12 protein-coding genes and 4 pseudogenes are annotated in these 14790 nt (G+C 67.9%); 10 read left to right on the top strand and 6 right to left on the bottom strand.

Annotated features, from left to right (window positions below; translation table 11 throughout):
* Positions 1–153: 153 nt before the first annotated feature.
* Positions 154–990, top strand: a complete 837-nt coding sequence (locus tag QMK30_RS35445) for a GntR family transcriptional regulator (RefSeq protein WP_283522467.1) — start codon at positions 154–156, stop codon at positions 988–990.
* 97 nt (positions 991–1087) lie between these two features.
* Here the strand turns inward: QMK30_RS35445 and QMK30_RS35440 are convergent, their stop codons facing one another.
* The gene (locus tag QMK30_RS35440; protein WP_283522466.1) at positions 1088–1423 is read right to left on the bottom strand and encodes a chaplin; all 336 of its coding nucleotides are present in this window, start codon (positions 1421–1423) and stop codon (positions 1088–1090) included.
* Between the two features lie 647 nt (positions 1424–2070).
* Here QMK30_RS35440 and QMK30_RS35435 point away from each other — a divergent pair.
* Positions 2071–3774 carry a lysyl oxidase family protein gene (locus QMK30_RS35435; RefSeq protein ID WP_283522465.1) on the top strand — a complete coding sequence of 568 codons (1704 nt, stop codon included), beginning with the start codon at positions 2071–2073 and terminating at the stop codon, positions 3772–3774.
* Between the two features lie 1247 nt (positions 3775–5021).
* On the opposite strand, the gene QMK30_RS35430 is transcribed toward QMK30_RS35435, so the two are convergent.
* Positions 5022–6206 carry a sialidase family protein gene (locus QMK30_RS35430; RefSeq protein WP_283522464.1) on the bottom strand — a complete coding sequence of 395 codons (1185 nt, stop codon included), beginning with the start codon at positions 6204–6206 and terminating at the stop codon, positions 5022–5024.
* A 198-nt stretch (positions 6207–6404) separates the two neighbouring features.
* On the opposite strand from QMK30_RS35430, the pseudogene QMK30_RS35425 reads away from it, so the two are divergent.
* A pseudogene (locus QMK30_RS35425) lies at positions 6405–6500 on the top strand (GNAT family N-acetyltransferase); the annotation flags it as partial.
* A gap of 30 nt (positions 6501–6530) precedes the next feature.
* On the opposite strand, the pseudogene QMK30_RS35420 reads toward QMK30_RS35425, so the two are convergent.
* Positions 6531–7433 (bottom strand): annotated as a pseudogene (locus QMK30_RS35420) (IS3 family transposase); the annotation flags it as partial.
* 176 nt (positions 7434–7609) lie between these two features.
* Between QMK30_RS35420 and QMK30_RS38990 the strand changes: the two are divergent.
* Both QMK30_RS38990 and QMK30_RS35410 read left to right on the top strand, forming a co-directional pair.
* A pseudogene (locus tag QMK30_RS38990) lies at positions 7610–7795 on the top strand (IS1182 family transposase); the annotation flags it as partial.
* Positions 7796–7869: 74 nt separating this feature from the next.
* Positions 7870–9288, top strand: a complete 1419-nt coding sequence (locus tag QMK30_RS35410; RefSeq protein ID WP_283522463.1) for a transposase — start codon at positions 7870–7872, stop codon at positions 9286–9288.
* A 13-nt stretch (positions 9289–9301) separates the two neighbouring features.
* Here QMK30_RS35410 and QMK30_RS35405 read toward each other — a convergent pair.
* Together QMK30_RS35405 and QMK30_RS35400 are read right to left on the bottom strand one after the other, a co-directional pair.
* Positions 9302–9606: pseudogene (locus tag QMK30_RS35405) on the bottom strand (transposase); the annotation flags it as partial.
* Between the two features lie 69 nt (positions 9607–9675).
* Positions 9676–9843, bottom strand: a complete 168-nt coding sequence (locus QMK30_RS35400; RefSeq protein WP_283522462.1) for a hypothetical protein — start codon at positions 9841–9843, stop codon at positions 9676–9678.
* Between QMK30_RS35400 and QMK30_RS38985 the strand changes: the two genes are divergently transcribed.
* Positions 9829–10086, top strand: a complete 258-nt coding sequence (locus QMK30_RS38985) for a DUF6300 family protein (protein ID WP_502963288.1) — start codon at positions 9829–9831, stop codon at positions 10084–10086. The genes QMK30_RS35400 and QMK30_RS38985 overlap by 15 nt on opposite strands.
* Positions 10087–10184: 98 nt before the next feature.
* Here the strand turns inward: QMK30_RS38985 and QMK30_RS38980 are convergent, their stop codons facing one another.
* Positions 10185–10535 carry a hypothetical protein gene (locus QMK30_RS38980; protein WP_502963286.1) on the bottom strand — a complete coding sequence of 117 codons (351 nt, stop codon included), beginning with the start codon at positions 10533–10535 and terminating at the stop codon, positions 10185–10187.
* A 185-nt stretch (positions 10536–10720) separates the two neighbouring features.
* Here QMK30_RS38980 and QMK30_RS38975 point away from each other — a divergent pair, with 185 nt between their 5' ends.
* The 4 genes from QMK30_RS38975 (at position 10721) to QMK30_RS35380 (ending at position 14522) form a co-directional block, all read left to right on the top strand.
* The gene (locus tag QMK30_RS38975) at positions 10721–10804 is read left to right on the top strand and encodes a hypothetical protein (RefSeq protein ID WP_502963287.1); all 84 of its coding nucleotides are present in this window, start codon (positions 10721–10723) and stop codon (positions 10802–10804) included.
* 274 nt (positions 10805–11078) lie between these two features.
* Entirely contained in the window at positions 11079–11492 is a 414-nt protein-coding gene (locus tag QMK30_RS35390; protein WP_283522460.1) for a hypothetical protein, read from the top strand.
* Positions 11493–11616: 124 nt separating this feature from the next.
* Positions 11617–12240, top strand: a complete 624-nt coding sequence (locus tag QMK30_RS35385; protein ID WP_283522459.1) for an ABC transporter ATP-binding protein — start codon at positions 11617–11619, stop codon at positions 12238–12240.
* Positions 12237–14522 carry an FtsX-like permease family protein gene (locus QMK30_RS35380; RefSeq protein WP_283522458.1) on the top strand — a complete coding sequence of 762 codons (2286 nt, stop codon included), beginning with the start codon at positions 12237–12239 and terminating at the stop codon, positions 14520–14522. Before QMK30_RS35385 ends, QMK30_RS35380 begins: the two co-directional genes overlap by 4 nt.
* Positions 14523–14790 lie beyond the last annotated feature (268 nt).

The raw sequence follows: 14790 nt of genomic DNA, 5'->3' as shown, positions 1-14790 counted from the left end.
AAGTCCCCACGTAAGACAGGCATGTTGGTGATCATGTACACCTGCCGTCGATCGCCTCGCAGTGAAGGCAGCTACATTTCACCTGACCAGTGCCTTAAGTGTAGGCACTGGCCAGTCGACTGGTAAAGAATGAAGTGTCAGGAGGGGGAGGGTGTGGAAGCCGACGTACCAGGGGCAGTGCTCAAACGGGAACGGGCCCGCGATGCCGTTCTGGAGCTGATGGAATCGCGCAACCCCGGAGACGCCATCCCGTCGGAGCGCACCCTGTGCACTCTGCTCGAAGTGTCGAGGCCCACCGTGCGCGCCGCGATCGACGAGCTGGTGGCCGCGGGGCTCCTGGTCCGCGAACACGGCCGCGGCATGTTCGTCGCCCCTGCAAAGATCATCCAGGAGCTGGTCTCCGGGGAACTCGCTCTGAAGGTTCCGCAGGCCGCCGGTGCATGGTCGAGCCGGCTGCTGGAGTTCACCATGCTCCAGGCAGGGGCCCGCGTGGGCCGCAAGCTGCGCATGTCACCCGCCGAGGAGATCGTGTACGTCGCACGGCTGCGGCTGGTCGACGGTGCGCCGATGGCGATAGAGCATCTGCACATCAGGGCCGCACTCGTACCCGGCCTCTCGACCCAGGAACTGGAGAGCGGCGATCTCTACGAGTATCTGCGGGACACGCACGGGGTGCATGTCCACGAAGCGGTCCAGGCCATTGAACCCACGGTCGTCACCCGGGCCGAGGCAAAACTCCTGGATGTCCCCGAACTCTCCCCGGCGCTGCTCTTCGAGCGGCTGACCTCGGACACGACCGGCCGGCCGGTGGAATACGTCCACTCGCTCTACCGGGGTGACCGCTACCGGATCGTCTCCCGGCTCGCACTCGGCACCGCGGCCGCCGTACCCCCCGTACGGGAGGGTCACCACCCGGGCATCCCGCCAGGCGACTTCGCCCACGGCGACCCGATCACCTCCTCCACGAGGGGGGATATCCAGTTGGCGTGAAGTTCCCGCGGCGGAGTGGACACTCGTGCTTCGGGCGCAGGTCGGGCCCCCCCCCCCCCGGGGGGGGGGGCCCGACCTGCGTGAGCGTGGGGATCAACTAGGAGCAGGTGTTCCCGGAGGCCGAGTTGGGTACGCCGACGACATCCAGGGTGATGCCGCAGGCGTTGACGGGAACGTCCAGTGGGACATGTGCGAGGTTGCCGGACAGTACGCCGGGGAGTTGGTGACCTCGCCCTGGGCGCTGGCGCCGGGGCCGTCGTCGGCGAGGGCGGTGCCGGTGTGGGCGAACAGGGCCGTGGCGGTCAGAACGGTCGCGGCGATCGCGGTGCGCACTCGCATGGTTCTCGCGTGGCGTAGGGGTGGGCGCGCCGCTGCGCGCCCCAGTGATCGTTGCCCGCTCATCCCAGGAGGGCCGCTGATGTGCCCCGAACACCCCGAATGTTCACGCGTGTGCATGACCCGCGTGGTGGCGGGGGGAAGCCGGTACCGCGTCTGGATTTTGCAGCCGGCTCCGCACACGAGGTCCGGTTGGGGCCAGGTGTCGGAAGCTGCTCGCCGATCGTGCGCCCGTCTCCGTGCCCGCGGTGCGGGCGTCACAACGCGCGACGACGTCCCCAGGGCAACGTCGACACCCCGCCCGTGCCGCCCGGCGCAGACCACAGGACTCCCCTCCCAGTGGTCCGAAGCGACGGACCACTTCGCCCCCCGTCGGTGGCCACTTCGCCGAGCAGATTGAGGACGTGGCACGGCGGGTCGCACGCGTCACCGGACATGAGCCGGTAGCGCTGACCTGTCCGACGCGGACAGTCCCGTCCACGCCCTGAGGGTCGTCTGCCCTGGTACCCGCCACACGCGCGAACCGAGAACCGTGATCTGCGGCGCGTCACAATAAAGCAACTGAGGCTCTTTGAAAGCCAGTTCGGTGATACGCGTCCTGATCCAGCATCCGCAGGTCGCTTTCGGCCAATCCCCGGCGCCTCATGGGTTCACAGCCAACCCACAGAGCCTTCAACCCCTCTCGCAGGCAGGAGACAGTTCGAAAGACCGGGAAGACCGGGAAGACTAGGAAGACGAGGAACGATGACCAGACCCCCCTTGAACCGGATGTGGCGCGCGGCGATCGCCGCCGGCGCCGCAACCGCCGTTGTCGCAGGTGTCGTTGCCGCCGCACCCGACGGCAACAAGGCGCAGCCCACGCCGAAGCTCAGCCTGATCGCCGCCTCCACCTCGGTCACCCTCGACTCGTGGAAGGAGCAGCCGGGCGTCTACCTGGACCTCGGTACGTATCTCACCGCCGAGGGCAGCCCGCTCGAACTCAAAGTGACCCGCAAGTCCTACAAGGCCCCGGTCGTCGCCCAGCAAGTCATCCGCGACGGCGCCAGGACGACGGTCAAGACCCTCCCCGAGGGGCTGGTGAAGGGCTTCTCCGGGCTGCCGGACTTCGCCCAGATCAAAGTCACCGACGCGGTGGGCGCGACGGTGATCAGCAAGACTGAGCCGTTCTGTCCCAACAACGCCTCCGGCCGCGTCCGTCCCGACGCCCCGGCCAAGTCGAAGTATCCCGAGAGCTGCCCACCGAACCCGTTCACACTCGGTTCGGTCTGGGGCGTGGAGAATGGCTGGGCGTCCAACACCTACGCCGGTTACGACGCCGCTCCCGTCGCCCTGCCGGCTGGGAAGTACACCGCGACGGTGTCCGTGACCAAGACCTACCGCGATCTGTTCGGCATCGCCGACGAGCCGCAGACGGTCAAGGTAACCGTGCGCGAACGCAGTTGGGAGGATGGCGCCGGAGCCCCCGCCCGCTCCACCATGGATCACAACGCCCACCAGATGTCGGGGCACGCAGGTCACGGTGCGATGCGCTCACCCGCGCCTGCAGCCGCGACGAGCGGCGCCGGACCCTCGTACAACGTAGGCCACGGTCCGCACACCCCCGCGCCGCCCGCCCTCCCCTGGGCGGTGAAGAAGGCCGCCGGTCTCCGTGCGGCCCAGAACGGTGACGCGCCCGGGCAGACCGACGGCTCCCGCAAGGCGCCTGCCGTGCAGCCCAACGCGAAGCGGCCGACCGGCAAGGCGTCCGTGCCCGACGTGCCCAAGCCCGACCTGCGCTCGCTGCCCGCCTACGGCATCCAGATCAGCGACGGCGGCCAGGACGTGCCCGGCAAGGACTACCTGGCCTTCAGCGCCAACGTGTGGAACGCGGGCCCCGCGCAGCTCGTCGTGGACGGCTTCCGCAAGCCCGGCGCCGAACTGATGGATGCCTACCAGTACTTCTACGACGCCAACGGCAAGCAGGTCGGTTACACCCCGACCGGCACCATGGAGTGGGACCCGCGCCCCGGTCACGAGCACTGGCACTTCACCGACTTCGCCAGTTACCGGTTGCTGAAGGCAGACAAGAAGGAGCAGGTGCGCAGTGGCAAGGAGGCGTTCTGCCTGGCGAACACCGACGCCGTGGACTACACGGTGAAGAACGCCAACTGGCACCCGGGCAACACCGATCTCTCCACCGCGTGCGGCCAGGAGAACTCCATCTCCGTACGAGAGGTGTTGGACGTCGGCTCCGGTGACACGTACACCCAGGACCTCCCCGGGCAGTCCTTCGACATCACGGGGCTGGCCAACGGCACTTACTACATCCAGGTGCTGGCCAACCCCGAGAAGCGGCTCCAGGAAACCAACCTCACCAACAACAGCGCGCTGCGCAAGGTGATCCTGGGCGGCACGGAGGGTGCCCGCACGGTCACCGTGCCCCCGCACGACCTGGTGAACGCCAACTGACACCAGGGCGAACACAGCAGCCGGCCCCCGGGACGCGTTCCCGGGGGCCGGTCCCCGCTACCCGGTTCCCAGGATGCAGATGCCGATGCCGTTCGGTACGCGCCGCTACTGGGGTGGTTGGGTGCCGCTGCCCCTGCCCCTGTGCGTGCGGCGGGCCGGGCGACGGCGGAGATGGTTCCCTTGGCGGTCCTGCCCGCACCTGGTCTCGTCCTGCTCCTGTCCCTGACGGCGTGTGCGGCAGTTCTCTGCGAGGCCGCAAGGTGCCTGGCGCTCGAACTTGGCGGCGAGGTCCTGGCGGCGCTTGGTGGAGACCGACTCGACGGTGTACTGGCAGTGATACGTCCCGGCCGGCGGGAGCCACTGTGCCGGGTTCTTGTCCGACTTGCTGCGGTTCTACTTCGCGGTGACCGCGATCAGTGTCAAGGGGCCGGCCTGGTGGTTCGCATACGCCTCACGCCGCCTGGTGTCCCACGCACGGCCGCCAGCCGGCCGCCAGCCGGCGGGGAGCGTCATTCGAGGTATGCGGTATTTACCGCTTTTCGGCGGTCTATTGGGCTGTACTACCGCTGAGGGGCTGTACCCGTCGGGCGTCGTAGTCGGACAGGCGGTCCAGGGCCGTTGCGGCACGCTGGTGGAGGAAACTACACCTCGGTGGAGCGGCATCTCGCGCTGTGGCCAGTGCTGGTCGCCCGGCAGGGGTGGCGCGCAGGCCGGCGTCGTGCTCACCGCTCCGCAGGCCGAGTGCCCCTGCTGTTCATCGAGGTTGACAACTGCCGCGGAAACACTGAGGGGATCGCCCACAAGCTGGAGAAGTACGCCCGGTTCTTCCGGAAGAAGATACGGGACACCGGCGGTATGCGGGCGATGTGTGGCGCACCCGCTGGACGGTCCCCGCGGGTTGGCACGGTGACGTGCCACACCCGCCTGTGCTGCTGGTGTTCAACCACGTCGGCGCCCGTGACCCTCAACCGCACCGCACCGCACCGCCCCGCGTCTGCGAGAGCTCCCCGCCACCTGAAGGTGGGGGAGTGGCAGCGCGGAGACCGCCACCTCTGCGACGGGAAGATCCCGGTCATCGCGACCGGGCTACGCATCCTGCGCAAGCACGATCCGGCCGGCCCGGTGTTCTACCGCTTCGGCCGCGACCACATGCAGCCTCTTCTGGAGGCGATCGGTTACCCTCGCCTCGAAGCCGCCGACGCCCAAGCCCGCCAGGAGTACAGGGAGCAAGTGAGGAGCGCGACAGATCACTTGGAAGCCAGCGCGAGGGGCAGCCGCGTAAATCTGATCGTGTCGTGGGAGCCTCTCGGCCCGGTTTCGTACAGCAGACCCAGCTCCGAGATCCCTGTCCGCACCAAGTCCGAGTAGCCGGCCGGGTCCTGCGCCGCGGACCATACTGGCCGCCACGATTTCCCGGCGTCGTCACTCGCCCGTACCTGCATCCGGCGCCGTCGGTCCGGGTCCGAGGGGCCGGAGAACAGCAGTGGGCCACGCCATGGCAGACCGGACACCTGCAGCACGCTGCCCTGCACCGTGGGCCCTGTCAGCTGCGGCTGAGGCCGGAACGGGACGGACAGGGTCAGCCCGCCATCGGCGCTGTAGGCGTCCGCGCGGGTCCCGGCCGCGGTCACGTCGTGGTCGCGGGCATTGATGTAGACCGTGCCGCCGGGCAGCTCGGCCAGCGTGCTCTCGTTGAGGGCGAGCGGGCCACTGACCGAACCGCTCACATACCCGACGTGCCAGCTGTGCCCGCCGTCGTCGCTGGACAGGGAGTGCGCGCCGCTGCGCCCGGTCGTACCCGAACTGTGGTTCGCGGGCACCAGCAACCGGCCTCGGTGACTGGCGTGCCGCAGAGCCACCGCGTGGCCGGGGCCGACCGCGTACCAACGCCAGTCGCTGGCCTTGACGGTGGCGGTGATGTCGCGTTGCGGCGACCAGGTCCTCCCGCCGTCCGTGCTGCGCTGGACGTACACCCGGCGGACCGACGCGGCGACCCGTCCCGACGTAACCTGCCGCTGCGTGGCACCGCCGATCGTTCGGCAGGTCACCAGCACGACATCACCGGTGCGGGGATCGACTACCGGCACGGGGTTGCCCACGGTGTCGGTCCCGGCGTCCGCCACCAACTGGAGCGGCTGCCAGGTGCATCCGCCGTCCAGGGAGCGCCGCAGAACCAGATCAATGTCGCCGTTGTCCGCCGAGGAATTCCACCGGCCCTCGGCGAAGGCGAGCAGCCCCCCGTCGGGCGTTCGCACAGCGGCCGGAATGCGGAAGGTGTGGTAGCCGGAGTCGCCCGACCGGTACGGCACAGATGCCCCGCACTGTGCGGGGCGGCCGTACGCCGTGGAGGCGGGGGCCTGAACTGCTCCCAGCCCGGCTGCCAGTGCCAGCAGGAAGGCGACTCGCCGAAAGGGTGCGGCACGAAGTCTCATCGCGTCTCTCGTCCGATGGAGCGTGAGCAGGGGTGGACAGGGACCACCTGGACGGCTGGAGCGGGACGCCTCCGTCTGTCCGAAAGGACGATAATGACAGAAACTGCCGACGCCCGCGTGCGCCACGCCGCAGCGGGTGACTGTCGGCCGGCCGGAACAGGGTGCGGACTGTCGGGGCGGTGATGTGTAATCGGTTGTATGACGATTGTGTTGGGCAATCCGGGAGTCGACGGGCTGAGCGAAGGCGTGGGTGTGCTGCGGGAGTGGCAGTACGACGGGGCGCCGATGCAACTGAGGTGACCCCCGGAGTGTGGACACAGGGGTTCATGCTGCGAGTGAGAGTTTAGCTGTCCTGTGGTGCTGCTGTTCGAACTCCATTGGAGAGAGGTAGTCGAGCGCGCTGTGGCGTCGGCGGGCGTTGTAGTAGGTGAGCCGTTGGAAGATCTCCAGCCTGGCCTGTCGCATCGTCACGAACAGCTTCCCGTGCATTGCTTCTCGCTTCAGTCCCTGCCAGAAGCTCTCGGCCAGGGCGTTGTCATAGCTCGAGCCGACCCTTCCCATGCTCCTGCGGATGCCGTGCCGGTCACAGACCTGCGCGAACGCGGCCGACGTATATTGCGATCCGCGGTCCGCGTGGAAGATCACCCCAGTGACGTCACCGCCGCGGGCTGCGACCGCTGCCTGGAGCGCGTCGATGACGAGCCGGGCCCGCATGTGCGGGGCCATCGAGTAGCCGAGCACCCGGCGCGAGCGGATGTCGATGACGCAGGCGAGGTAGAGCCACGCGGCTCCGACCTGTACGTATGTGATGTCGCCGCACCACTTCTCGTCCAGCGTACCGGCGGTGAAGTCCCGCTGGACCAGGTCTGCCACCGGCGGCGCGAGCCGGTCCGGGACCGTGGTGCGCTTCTTCTTCCGCAGGTGACGGCCGACGATGTGGTGCTTGCGCATCAGCCTGGCCACCCGCTTGCGGTTGACAATGTGGCCGAAACCGCGCAGTTCGGCATGGACTCGGAGCGCGCCATAGTTCCCGTGGTGTTCGGCATGGATCTCGCGGATTTCCCCGACCAGGGCATCCTCGGTGGCCTGCCGGACGGCCCGCGTCCGGGCGCCGGCGATCCACCGGTAGTAGCCCGAGCGGGAGACTTTCAGTACCCGGCATATCCGCTTGATGCCGAACATCTCGGCGTGGGCGGAGACGAAGTCCCAAGCGGCAGTCTTCACTTCATCTCTCCGATCCTGGTGGCTAATTCAGTTGATTGGTGAGTGTGGGTCATGTCGTGGGTGGATTCTGGGGGTTGCGGCAGTCTTGTGGTGTCTGCCTGCAGGATGGAGACGTGGTGTCGGTGCAGCCGCAGCCCTGGCCGGAGCCGGACCCGCAGATTGCTGCCGCGATCCGGGAGATGTATGCGGGCCGGCGGGAGGTTCCGCTCGCGGTGAGGGTCCGTGACCGGTTCGGTGAGCTGTTCGCCGACGGTGAGTTCTCGGTAGCGTTTGGGCAGCGTGGCAAGCCGGGTTGGTCGCCAGGGCGGCTCGCGCTGGTCACGGTGCTGCAGAAGGCGGAGAACCTCACCGATCGGCAGGCCGCCGAGGCGGTACGGACGGACCTGGCGTGGAAGTACGCGCTCGGGCTCGATCTTCAGGATCCGGGGTCGACCACAGCGTGCTCTCGGAGTTCCGCTCCCGGGTGGTCGCACACGGCCTGGAGGAGAAGGTGCTGGATCTGCTGCTGGCCCGGTTGGTTGAGCAGTGGCTGGTGGGGGCCGGCGGCAAGCAGCGTACCGACTCCACCCACGTGATCTCGGCGGTTCGGGATCTGAGCCAGTTGGATCTGGCCGGTGAGACGGTCCGCGCCGCCCTGGAGGCACTGGTCTGTGCGGCTCCGCACTGGGTGGAACAGGTGATCGACGTGCCCTCCTGGACTCGGCGTTACGGCGACCGGGTCCCCGGCTGGCACGCGCCCGCGTCCAAGGTCAAACGCGCCCGGCTCGCTGTCGACTACGGCCAGGACGGCTTCGCCCTGCTCGCCGCGGTCCACGCACCCCCGTCCCCAACGTGGCTACGGGACCTGCCGGCTGTCCAGGTTCTGCGGTGCGTGCTGGTGCAGAGCTATACCCGCACGTTGTCGGGCGGCGGACGGGAGGTGGTCAAGCGGCGGGAGGCGAAGGCGGACGGTCTCCCGCCCGGCCAACGACGTCTGACGTCGCCGTATGACACCGATGCCCGCCGCAGCGTCAAGGGTGACACCCTGTGGAACGGCTGCAAGATCCATATTAGTGAGACGTGCCAGGCCACTGAACCGGCCGCGAGCGGCAACAACGGCGATGCGCGTCCGGGGCCGCACCGGCCCACCCGGCCGAACCTGGTCACGAACGTCACGACGACGGACGCCGCCGTCGCCGACAACGCCATGCTCGACACCGTCCACCAGGTCCTCCAGCGACGCGGGCTGCTGCCCGGGGAGCACTACCTGGACAGCGGATATGCTTCGGCCGAGCTGATCGTGGGCTCCTTGAAGCGGTTTGGTGTCGTGCTGGTCACCCCGATGCTGAGTGACCAGACCCGCCAGGGCAGGGCCAAGGAGGGGTTCGCCACCCACGACTTCCGCATTGACTGGCAGGGCCGGGAGGTCGTCTGCCCGGCCGGGCAGACGAGCACCACCTGGAGTCCCTGCCTTCAAGGCGGCGTCGCCAAGACGGTGGTCGTTTTCTCCCCTACAGTCTGCGGCTCCTGCCCACTACGGTCCAAGTGCACCACCTCGAAGCTCGGACGCCGTCAACTCACCCTGCAACCACAGGAGACGCACGAGGCGCTGAAGGGTGCACGTGCCCGGCAGGAGACCGAAGAGTGGAAGCATGACTACGCGTTGCGCGCCGGAGTCGAAGGGACCATCCACCAGGTCACCACCGTGACCGGTGTCCGCCGTGCCCGCTACCACGGTCTGCGGAAAACTCACCTCGACCACGTCTACAGCGCGGTGGCGTTGAACCTGATCCGTCTCGACGCCTGGTGGAACGGCCACCCCCTCGACCAGACCCGCACCAGCCACCTCGCCCGACTAAATCTCTCCCTCGTCGCCTGAATTAGCCACCAGGATCATTTCCCGGGCAAAATAGGCGGCTGCCCGTCGCAGGATCTCCCGCTCGAGCTGCCATTCCTTCTCCGCCTTGGCCAGCCGCGCGTTCTCCGCCCGCAACCGGGCCAGCTCGGCCTCGGTGTCCTGCGACCCGCCGGAGGCGGCCGGACCGTCGTCGGCGTCACGCACCCAGGTCCGCAGCGTCTCGGGGTTGACATTCAGATCGGCCGCGACGTCTCTGAATGTCCGCCTTCCCGCCGATGCCCGCCACAACGAGATCGCGTCGGACCGGAACTCCGCACTGTACTTCGAGGGCCTTGCCATGTGGATCTACACCTTCCTGGACCATCAAGATCCATTGTCAGGTGTGTCCACACCACGGGGGTCACCTCACTACGTGGTGCGCCCCGACGGCGCGTTCTGCCGCATCGGCAACCTCTCGGAAGCCTCAACAACGTCGGCGACGAAGACCTCGCCCGGCTTCACCCTGTCCGAGACGAAGACAAGCAGTCGGCCCGGCCCTGCTCCCGCTGCGCAGGCGACGTCCTGCTGCACTGGCACGGCCCGTTGATGACCGACGTGTGGATGGAGCTCTGCCCGGCCTGCGACGCCGGTCGCCCCGCCGCCCGCGCGTTCATCCTTTGGTACCGAGACCCGGACCGCGATCCGAGGGCGCTGCCGAAGCTGTTCGAGGTCTGGGAGAGCGAGACTATGCACGCCCACGGCTGGTTTCGCGTCCCGCAGTCCGAAGCGCCGCCCAGCCCACCGGTGCACCTCAGCCTCATACCGCGCGGACAAGGCTGAAGCAGAGACGAGGCAGCCTCCGGGTCGACAGATCCCGGAGGCTGGTCCATGCTCCTGGCTCGGCTCAGAGGGTGCGGGACAACACGGATGCACCACTGTCAGTGGTCCCTGGGAGGATAGAAGCGGGGCGAAACGCTTTCACGGGACGGCAGTTGACGATGGGGACAATGCGCACCATGAGACTGGCACTGAGCAGGGAGTGGGCCGTCGGCGTCCGCATCGGGGATGGCGGCTTCGGCGCCGTGTTCGATGCGGAGAACACCGATGGCGAGAAGGCGGCGGTGAAGCTCGTACCCAAGGCGCCGGGCACCGAGCGCGAGATGCTGTTCACCGACCTGGACGGCGTCCGCAACGTCGTGCCGGTCATCGACAGCGGCGAGCACGAAGACCAGTGGGTGCTGGTGATGCCCCGTGCCGAGAAGTCCTTGCGCGACCACCTCAAGGAGCATGGCCAGCGTCCTCTTAGCGAGGTGGTCGCAGTCCTGTCCGATGTCGTCGAAGCACTCGCCGACCGAGGCGCCCCGAAGTTCTCGGACAGTGGTCCCCATAGGATCGAAGTCCAGAACGGCGGAGAGAGCACGTGGCACAGCTGCGTAGGAAGTTCAGTCCTGAGTTTCGGGAAGAGGCGGTCAAGATGGTGGTCGTGGAGTCCCGCCCGATCGCCGAGGTCGCCCGAGAGATACAAGTGAACGAGGGAACGCTGGGCCCCTCAGTGTGAGCTGCGGGGCGCGGTTCGGACAAACGGTGGCACGAGATCGACCGCTACAGGCAGTGGGCATCCACACCTTGCGGCGGCTGCCGGCATCTGGTAACGAGACCAAGGATGACGACGAGCTGATCAACGCTCCTTTCTGCTTGCGTTGTTGAGGCAGCGAACGCACTGTCAGGACGTAAATTGGTTGATCATTGAAGCTGCCTATCCCGTGTTAGTTTCACTGCTGGCCCTGACACGACCACCAGGGCTCACAAAAGAAAAAACGGGAGAAAAAACAGTGCGCAAGTTGGCAACAGGCATCCTCACGGCTGGGCTCTTCGCCGTCGGGGCGGGGACCGCATTCGCAGCCTCATGGCACAACATTCCGACGCTCAGGACCGGCGGCGCGGAGTTCAACTCCGCGCAGTACAAGTTCCTGCCCGCCGGCCGTCAGACCCACGGGGCGTTCCAGTGGAAGGGCAACCTCAAGGACGCCAACCACGGCGACGGGAACAACGTCTACGTGCAGGTCAAGGTCGAGGGCTACAGCTGGAGCCGCTACAACGGGAAGCAGCGCAAGTCCGTTGGCCTCAACAAGCTGAGCTACGACGGCGCGGCCCGCTACACCCGTGACGGCTACATACGCGTGTGCCGCGACCGGGGCTCGCTCCGTCCCGACAACTGCTCCGTGACCAAGCACTACCGGCGGTAGGCAGCACACCAGCAAGGCCGGGCCCAGGTGCGCGCCACCTGGGCCCGCTCGCTTCTTGGGGGAAGCCATCAGTACGTCAGAAATACTTTCCGCCACGGGAGTTGACCTCTCCTACGGCACTCAGTTGGCTGTCAGCGATGCCCACCTCTCGGTTTCCCGCGGCGAGGTCGTAGCCATCACCGGGCAGAGCGGATCGGGGAAATCCTCGCTGCTGTACTGCCTGGCCGGTGTGCTGCCCGCCACCAGGGGACAGATTCGCTTCGACGGCCGGCTGTTCGACCGCCTGACCGACAACGAGATCAGCACGCTGCGCCGCGAACGATTCGGTTTTGTCTTCCAGTACGGCGAACTGCTCCCCGAGTTGACCATCGAGGAGAACACCGCCCTGCCTCTGCGCCTAGCCGGGCAGCGCAAGCGGCCCGCCCTCGCGGCAGCCGGAGAGGTGCTTGAGCGGCTCGGCCTCAAAGAACTGCGTGAACGCCGCCCCTCACAGGTATCGGGTGGACAGAGCCAGCGCGTCGCCGTCGCACGCGCTCTGGTCCACCGCCCGGCCGTGGTCTTCGCGGACGAGCCGACCGGTTCCTTGGACAGCGCCAACGCCGCAGCAGTGCTGAAGGAATTCCTCGGCCTCGCCCGCTCGCAGGACACCGCCGTCATTCTGGTCACGCACGACGCTGCCGTCGCCGCCCAGGCGGACAGCCACTACACGATGTCCGACGGACTTCTCTCTCCTCAGGGGGCAGCGTGAAGGAGTTCCTGCTGGGCCTGCGGCTGCTGTTCGGTTCCGGTCGGGGCAACCGCGTACGTTTCTTCCTGATGGCGGCGGGCGGCTCCATCGGAGTGTGCTGCCTCGCCCTCGTCCTGACCATTCCCGCGATCCTCGACGCGCACGACGGGCGTGCCGCGGCCCGCGAACCTCGCACGGCCTCCGCCGGGCGGGCAGACGCGACTCTCCTGCTGCAGAGGTCGGATCCCTACGGCTCGAAAGCCTTCACCCGCGTGTTCATCGCCAAGGGCACCGCCGGTCGGCAGGCCACCCCGCCGGGGCTCAGCGAGCTCCCAGGCCCTGGTGAGGTGGTGGTATCTCCGCGCGTGCGCGCCCTGCTGCGGGACCAGCCCGCGGCCAGAGGGCTGCTGCCGGGCCGTGAGAAGGGCGTGATCGGCCCGTCCGGTCTCGCCCACCCCGATGAGCTGTACGCCTACATCGGCACCACACACAAGGAGATCGCCGACGAGGCCCGCGTACTGACAGGCTTCGGGTACGGCTACGCACCCTTCCCGGCCGTCGAACCCTCCACCCTCACCAATCTCCGCTTCGCCCTGGGCACCCTCGTCCTGTTGCCGCTCGGCATCTTCCTCTCCGTCTGCGCACGCCTGTCCGCCGCCAGCCGGACGCGCCGCCTCGCGGCCCTGCGCCTGCTGGGGCTGAGCGTCAAAGGCACCCAGCGCGTGAATGCCACCGAGACCGTGGTCGCCGCCCTGCTCGGCGCACTCCTCGGTCTCGGCGAGTACTGGGCCCTCAACCAGGTGATGTCCCGCACCGGGCTGCCCGGCCTCAAGTGGTACCCGGGCGACGGCGCCCTGTCCACGACGACCATCGTCATCTGCCTACTCGGCTGCCCGGCCCTCGCCTGGTTCGTCGGCCGAGCCAGCGCACGAGACGCAGCGGCCAATCCGCTGGCTGTGCGGCGCACCGCGGTACCCAAGCCTCCGTCGAAGTGGGGCGGCCTGTTGCTGGTCACCGGCCTGGGCATTGTGATCGGTTACTGCGCCACGGGCCTCACCACACACCCCGCCTCGAACACCGGCATCAACGCACTGCTGGTCCCGGCCGGTGTCCTGCTGACCGGCATCGGGTTGGTGCTCACCCTGCCCCTGATCTCGTTCACCCTCGCCCGCAAGGTGGCGAGGTCCACGCAGTCCCTCACCCTCAACCTGGCGATGCGCCGCAACGAGATCGAGCCGGGCAGCACCATGCGCGTCGTCACCGGGCTTGTACTGCTGGTTTACGCCGCCTCCCTCGCCCAGGGCATTTTGATCGAGCTGAAACAGGTCACCCGCCCACACGCCCCGGCGCAGGACTACGCCATTTCCCTGTCCGGCCTCACCCCGCGCCAGCAGCACGCTCTCAGCGAGGTACCGGGCGTACGCGCACACGCCCTGACCATGGACTCGTGGACCGACCCCAACGAGTCCGATGCGGAAGTGCAGCCCCGGGCCACCGCGCTGGTCGCCACCTGCGCCCAACTGGCCGCACTGGTGGAGCATTCGCGGGGCTGCGTGGACGGCAAGGTACTGCGGCTGACCGATCCCAATTCCAGCACTGACCCGGGCGTAGCACCGGGCGCCTCCTTCGTCTACCGAGTACGGGAGGGCGGGAAGAACACGGCCTTGAACGTCACCCTCCCCTCCACGGAGATCGTTTACAAGGCGTACGCGCCCTCGGCGGTCGGCTCAGCGTCGGTTCTTGTTCCCCCGGCGGCACTGCCTGCCGAGGCCCGCCCGCAATCGGCGCAGTTCGTCCTCACCAGCAGCTCCGACCCCGATGCCGTGCGCCAGGTCCTGGACGGCATCGGAGCAATCGCGCCGACCGCCGAGATCGATCCTGTCGGCATCAACATCAACGGCTTGCGACAGATCATCGTCATCCAGACCTTGTTGGTCCTCGGCATGATCATGGGCCTGGTCATCGGCGTCGCGGCGTTCCTGGTCTCCGTCACCGACCGCGCTGTCGAACGCCGTGCACAAGTCACCGCCATCACTCTGATCGGTGCCCGTGCCAGGACCATGCGGGCCGTCCAATGCGCCCAGGTCGTACTGCCACTGAGTATCGGCCTCGCCCTGGCACTCCTTGCGGGCAAACTCGCCGAGTCCAGCTACCTGATCACCGGGGGCGGCGAGGTGCTCTGGGACATCTCCGGCCTCCCACTGCTCGTAATCGCTGCGGGGGCCGTAGTCGCCGCAGCGGCCGCGGGTTCGCTGCCGCTGGTCGGCCGGCGCATCAACCCGGAGCTGATCCGACGCGACTGAATCAGCATTTGGTCCGGGGGCGGTTCCGCGCAGGGGCGGTGCGGTTCCACCTGGGCGGCGCGAGGCCGTCTGATCACCATCGATGAAGTCGAAGCAGATCTGGCCGCAATCATGTCAATCATCGACGCCCTAGCGGCGCGGGGCGCGGGGTGCGCCGGCGCAGGAGTCTGCGGATCTGGCGCAGTGGATGGAGGGACAGGTCGTGGGGGACGGGTGACACTCGGCCTGGAGGCATCTGGGGCATGGGGTGCATGCGCCCGGCGAGCTC

It is taken from the genome of Streptomyces sp. H27-C3 (assembly GCF_030063415.1).
Taxonomy (GTDB): Bacteria; Actinomycetota; Actinomycetes; order Streptomycetales; family Streptomycetaceae; genus Streptomyces.
The sequence above is the reverse complement of the archived record's forward strand: the minus strand, read 5'-3'. Positions and strand labels throughout refer to the sequence as shown.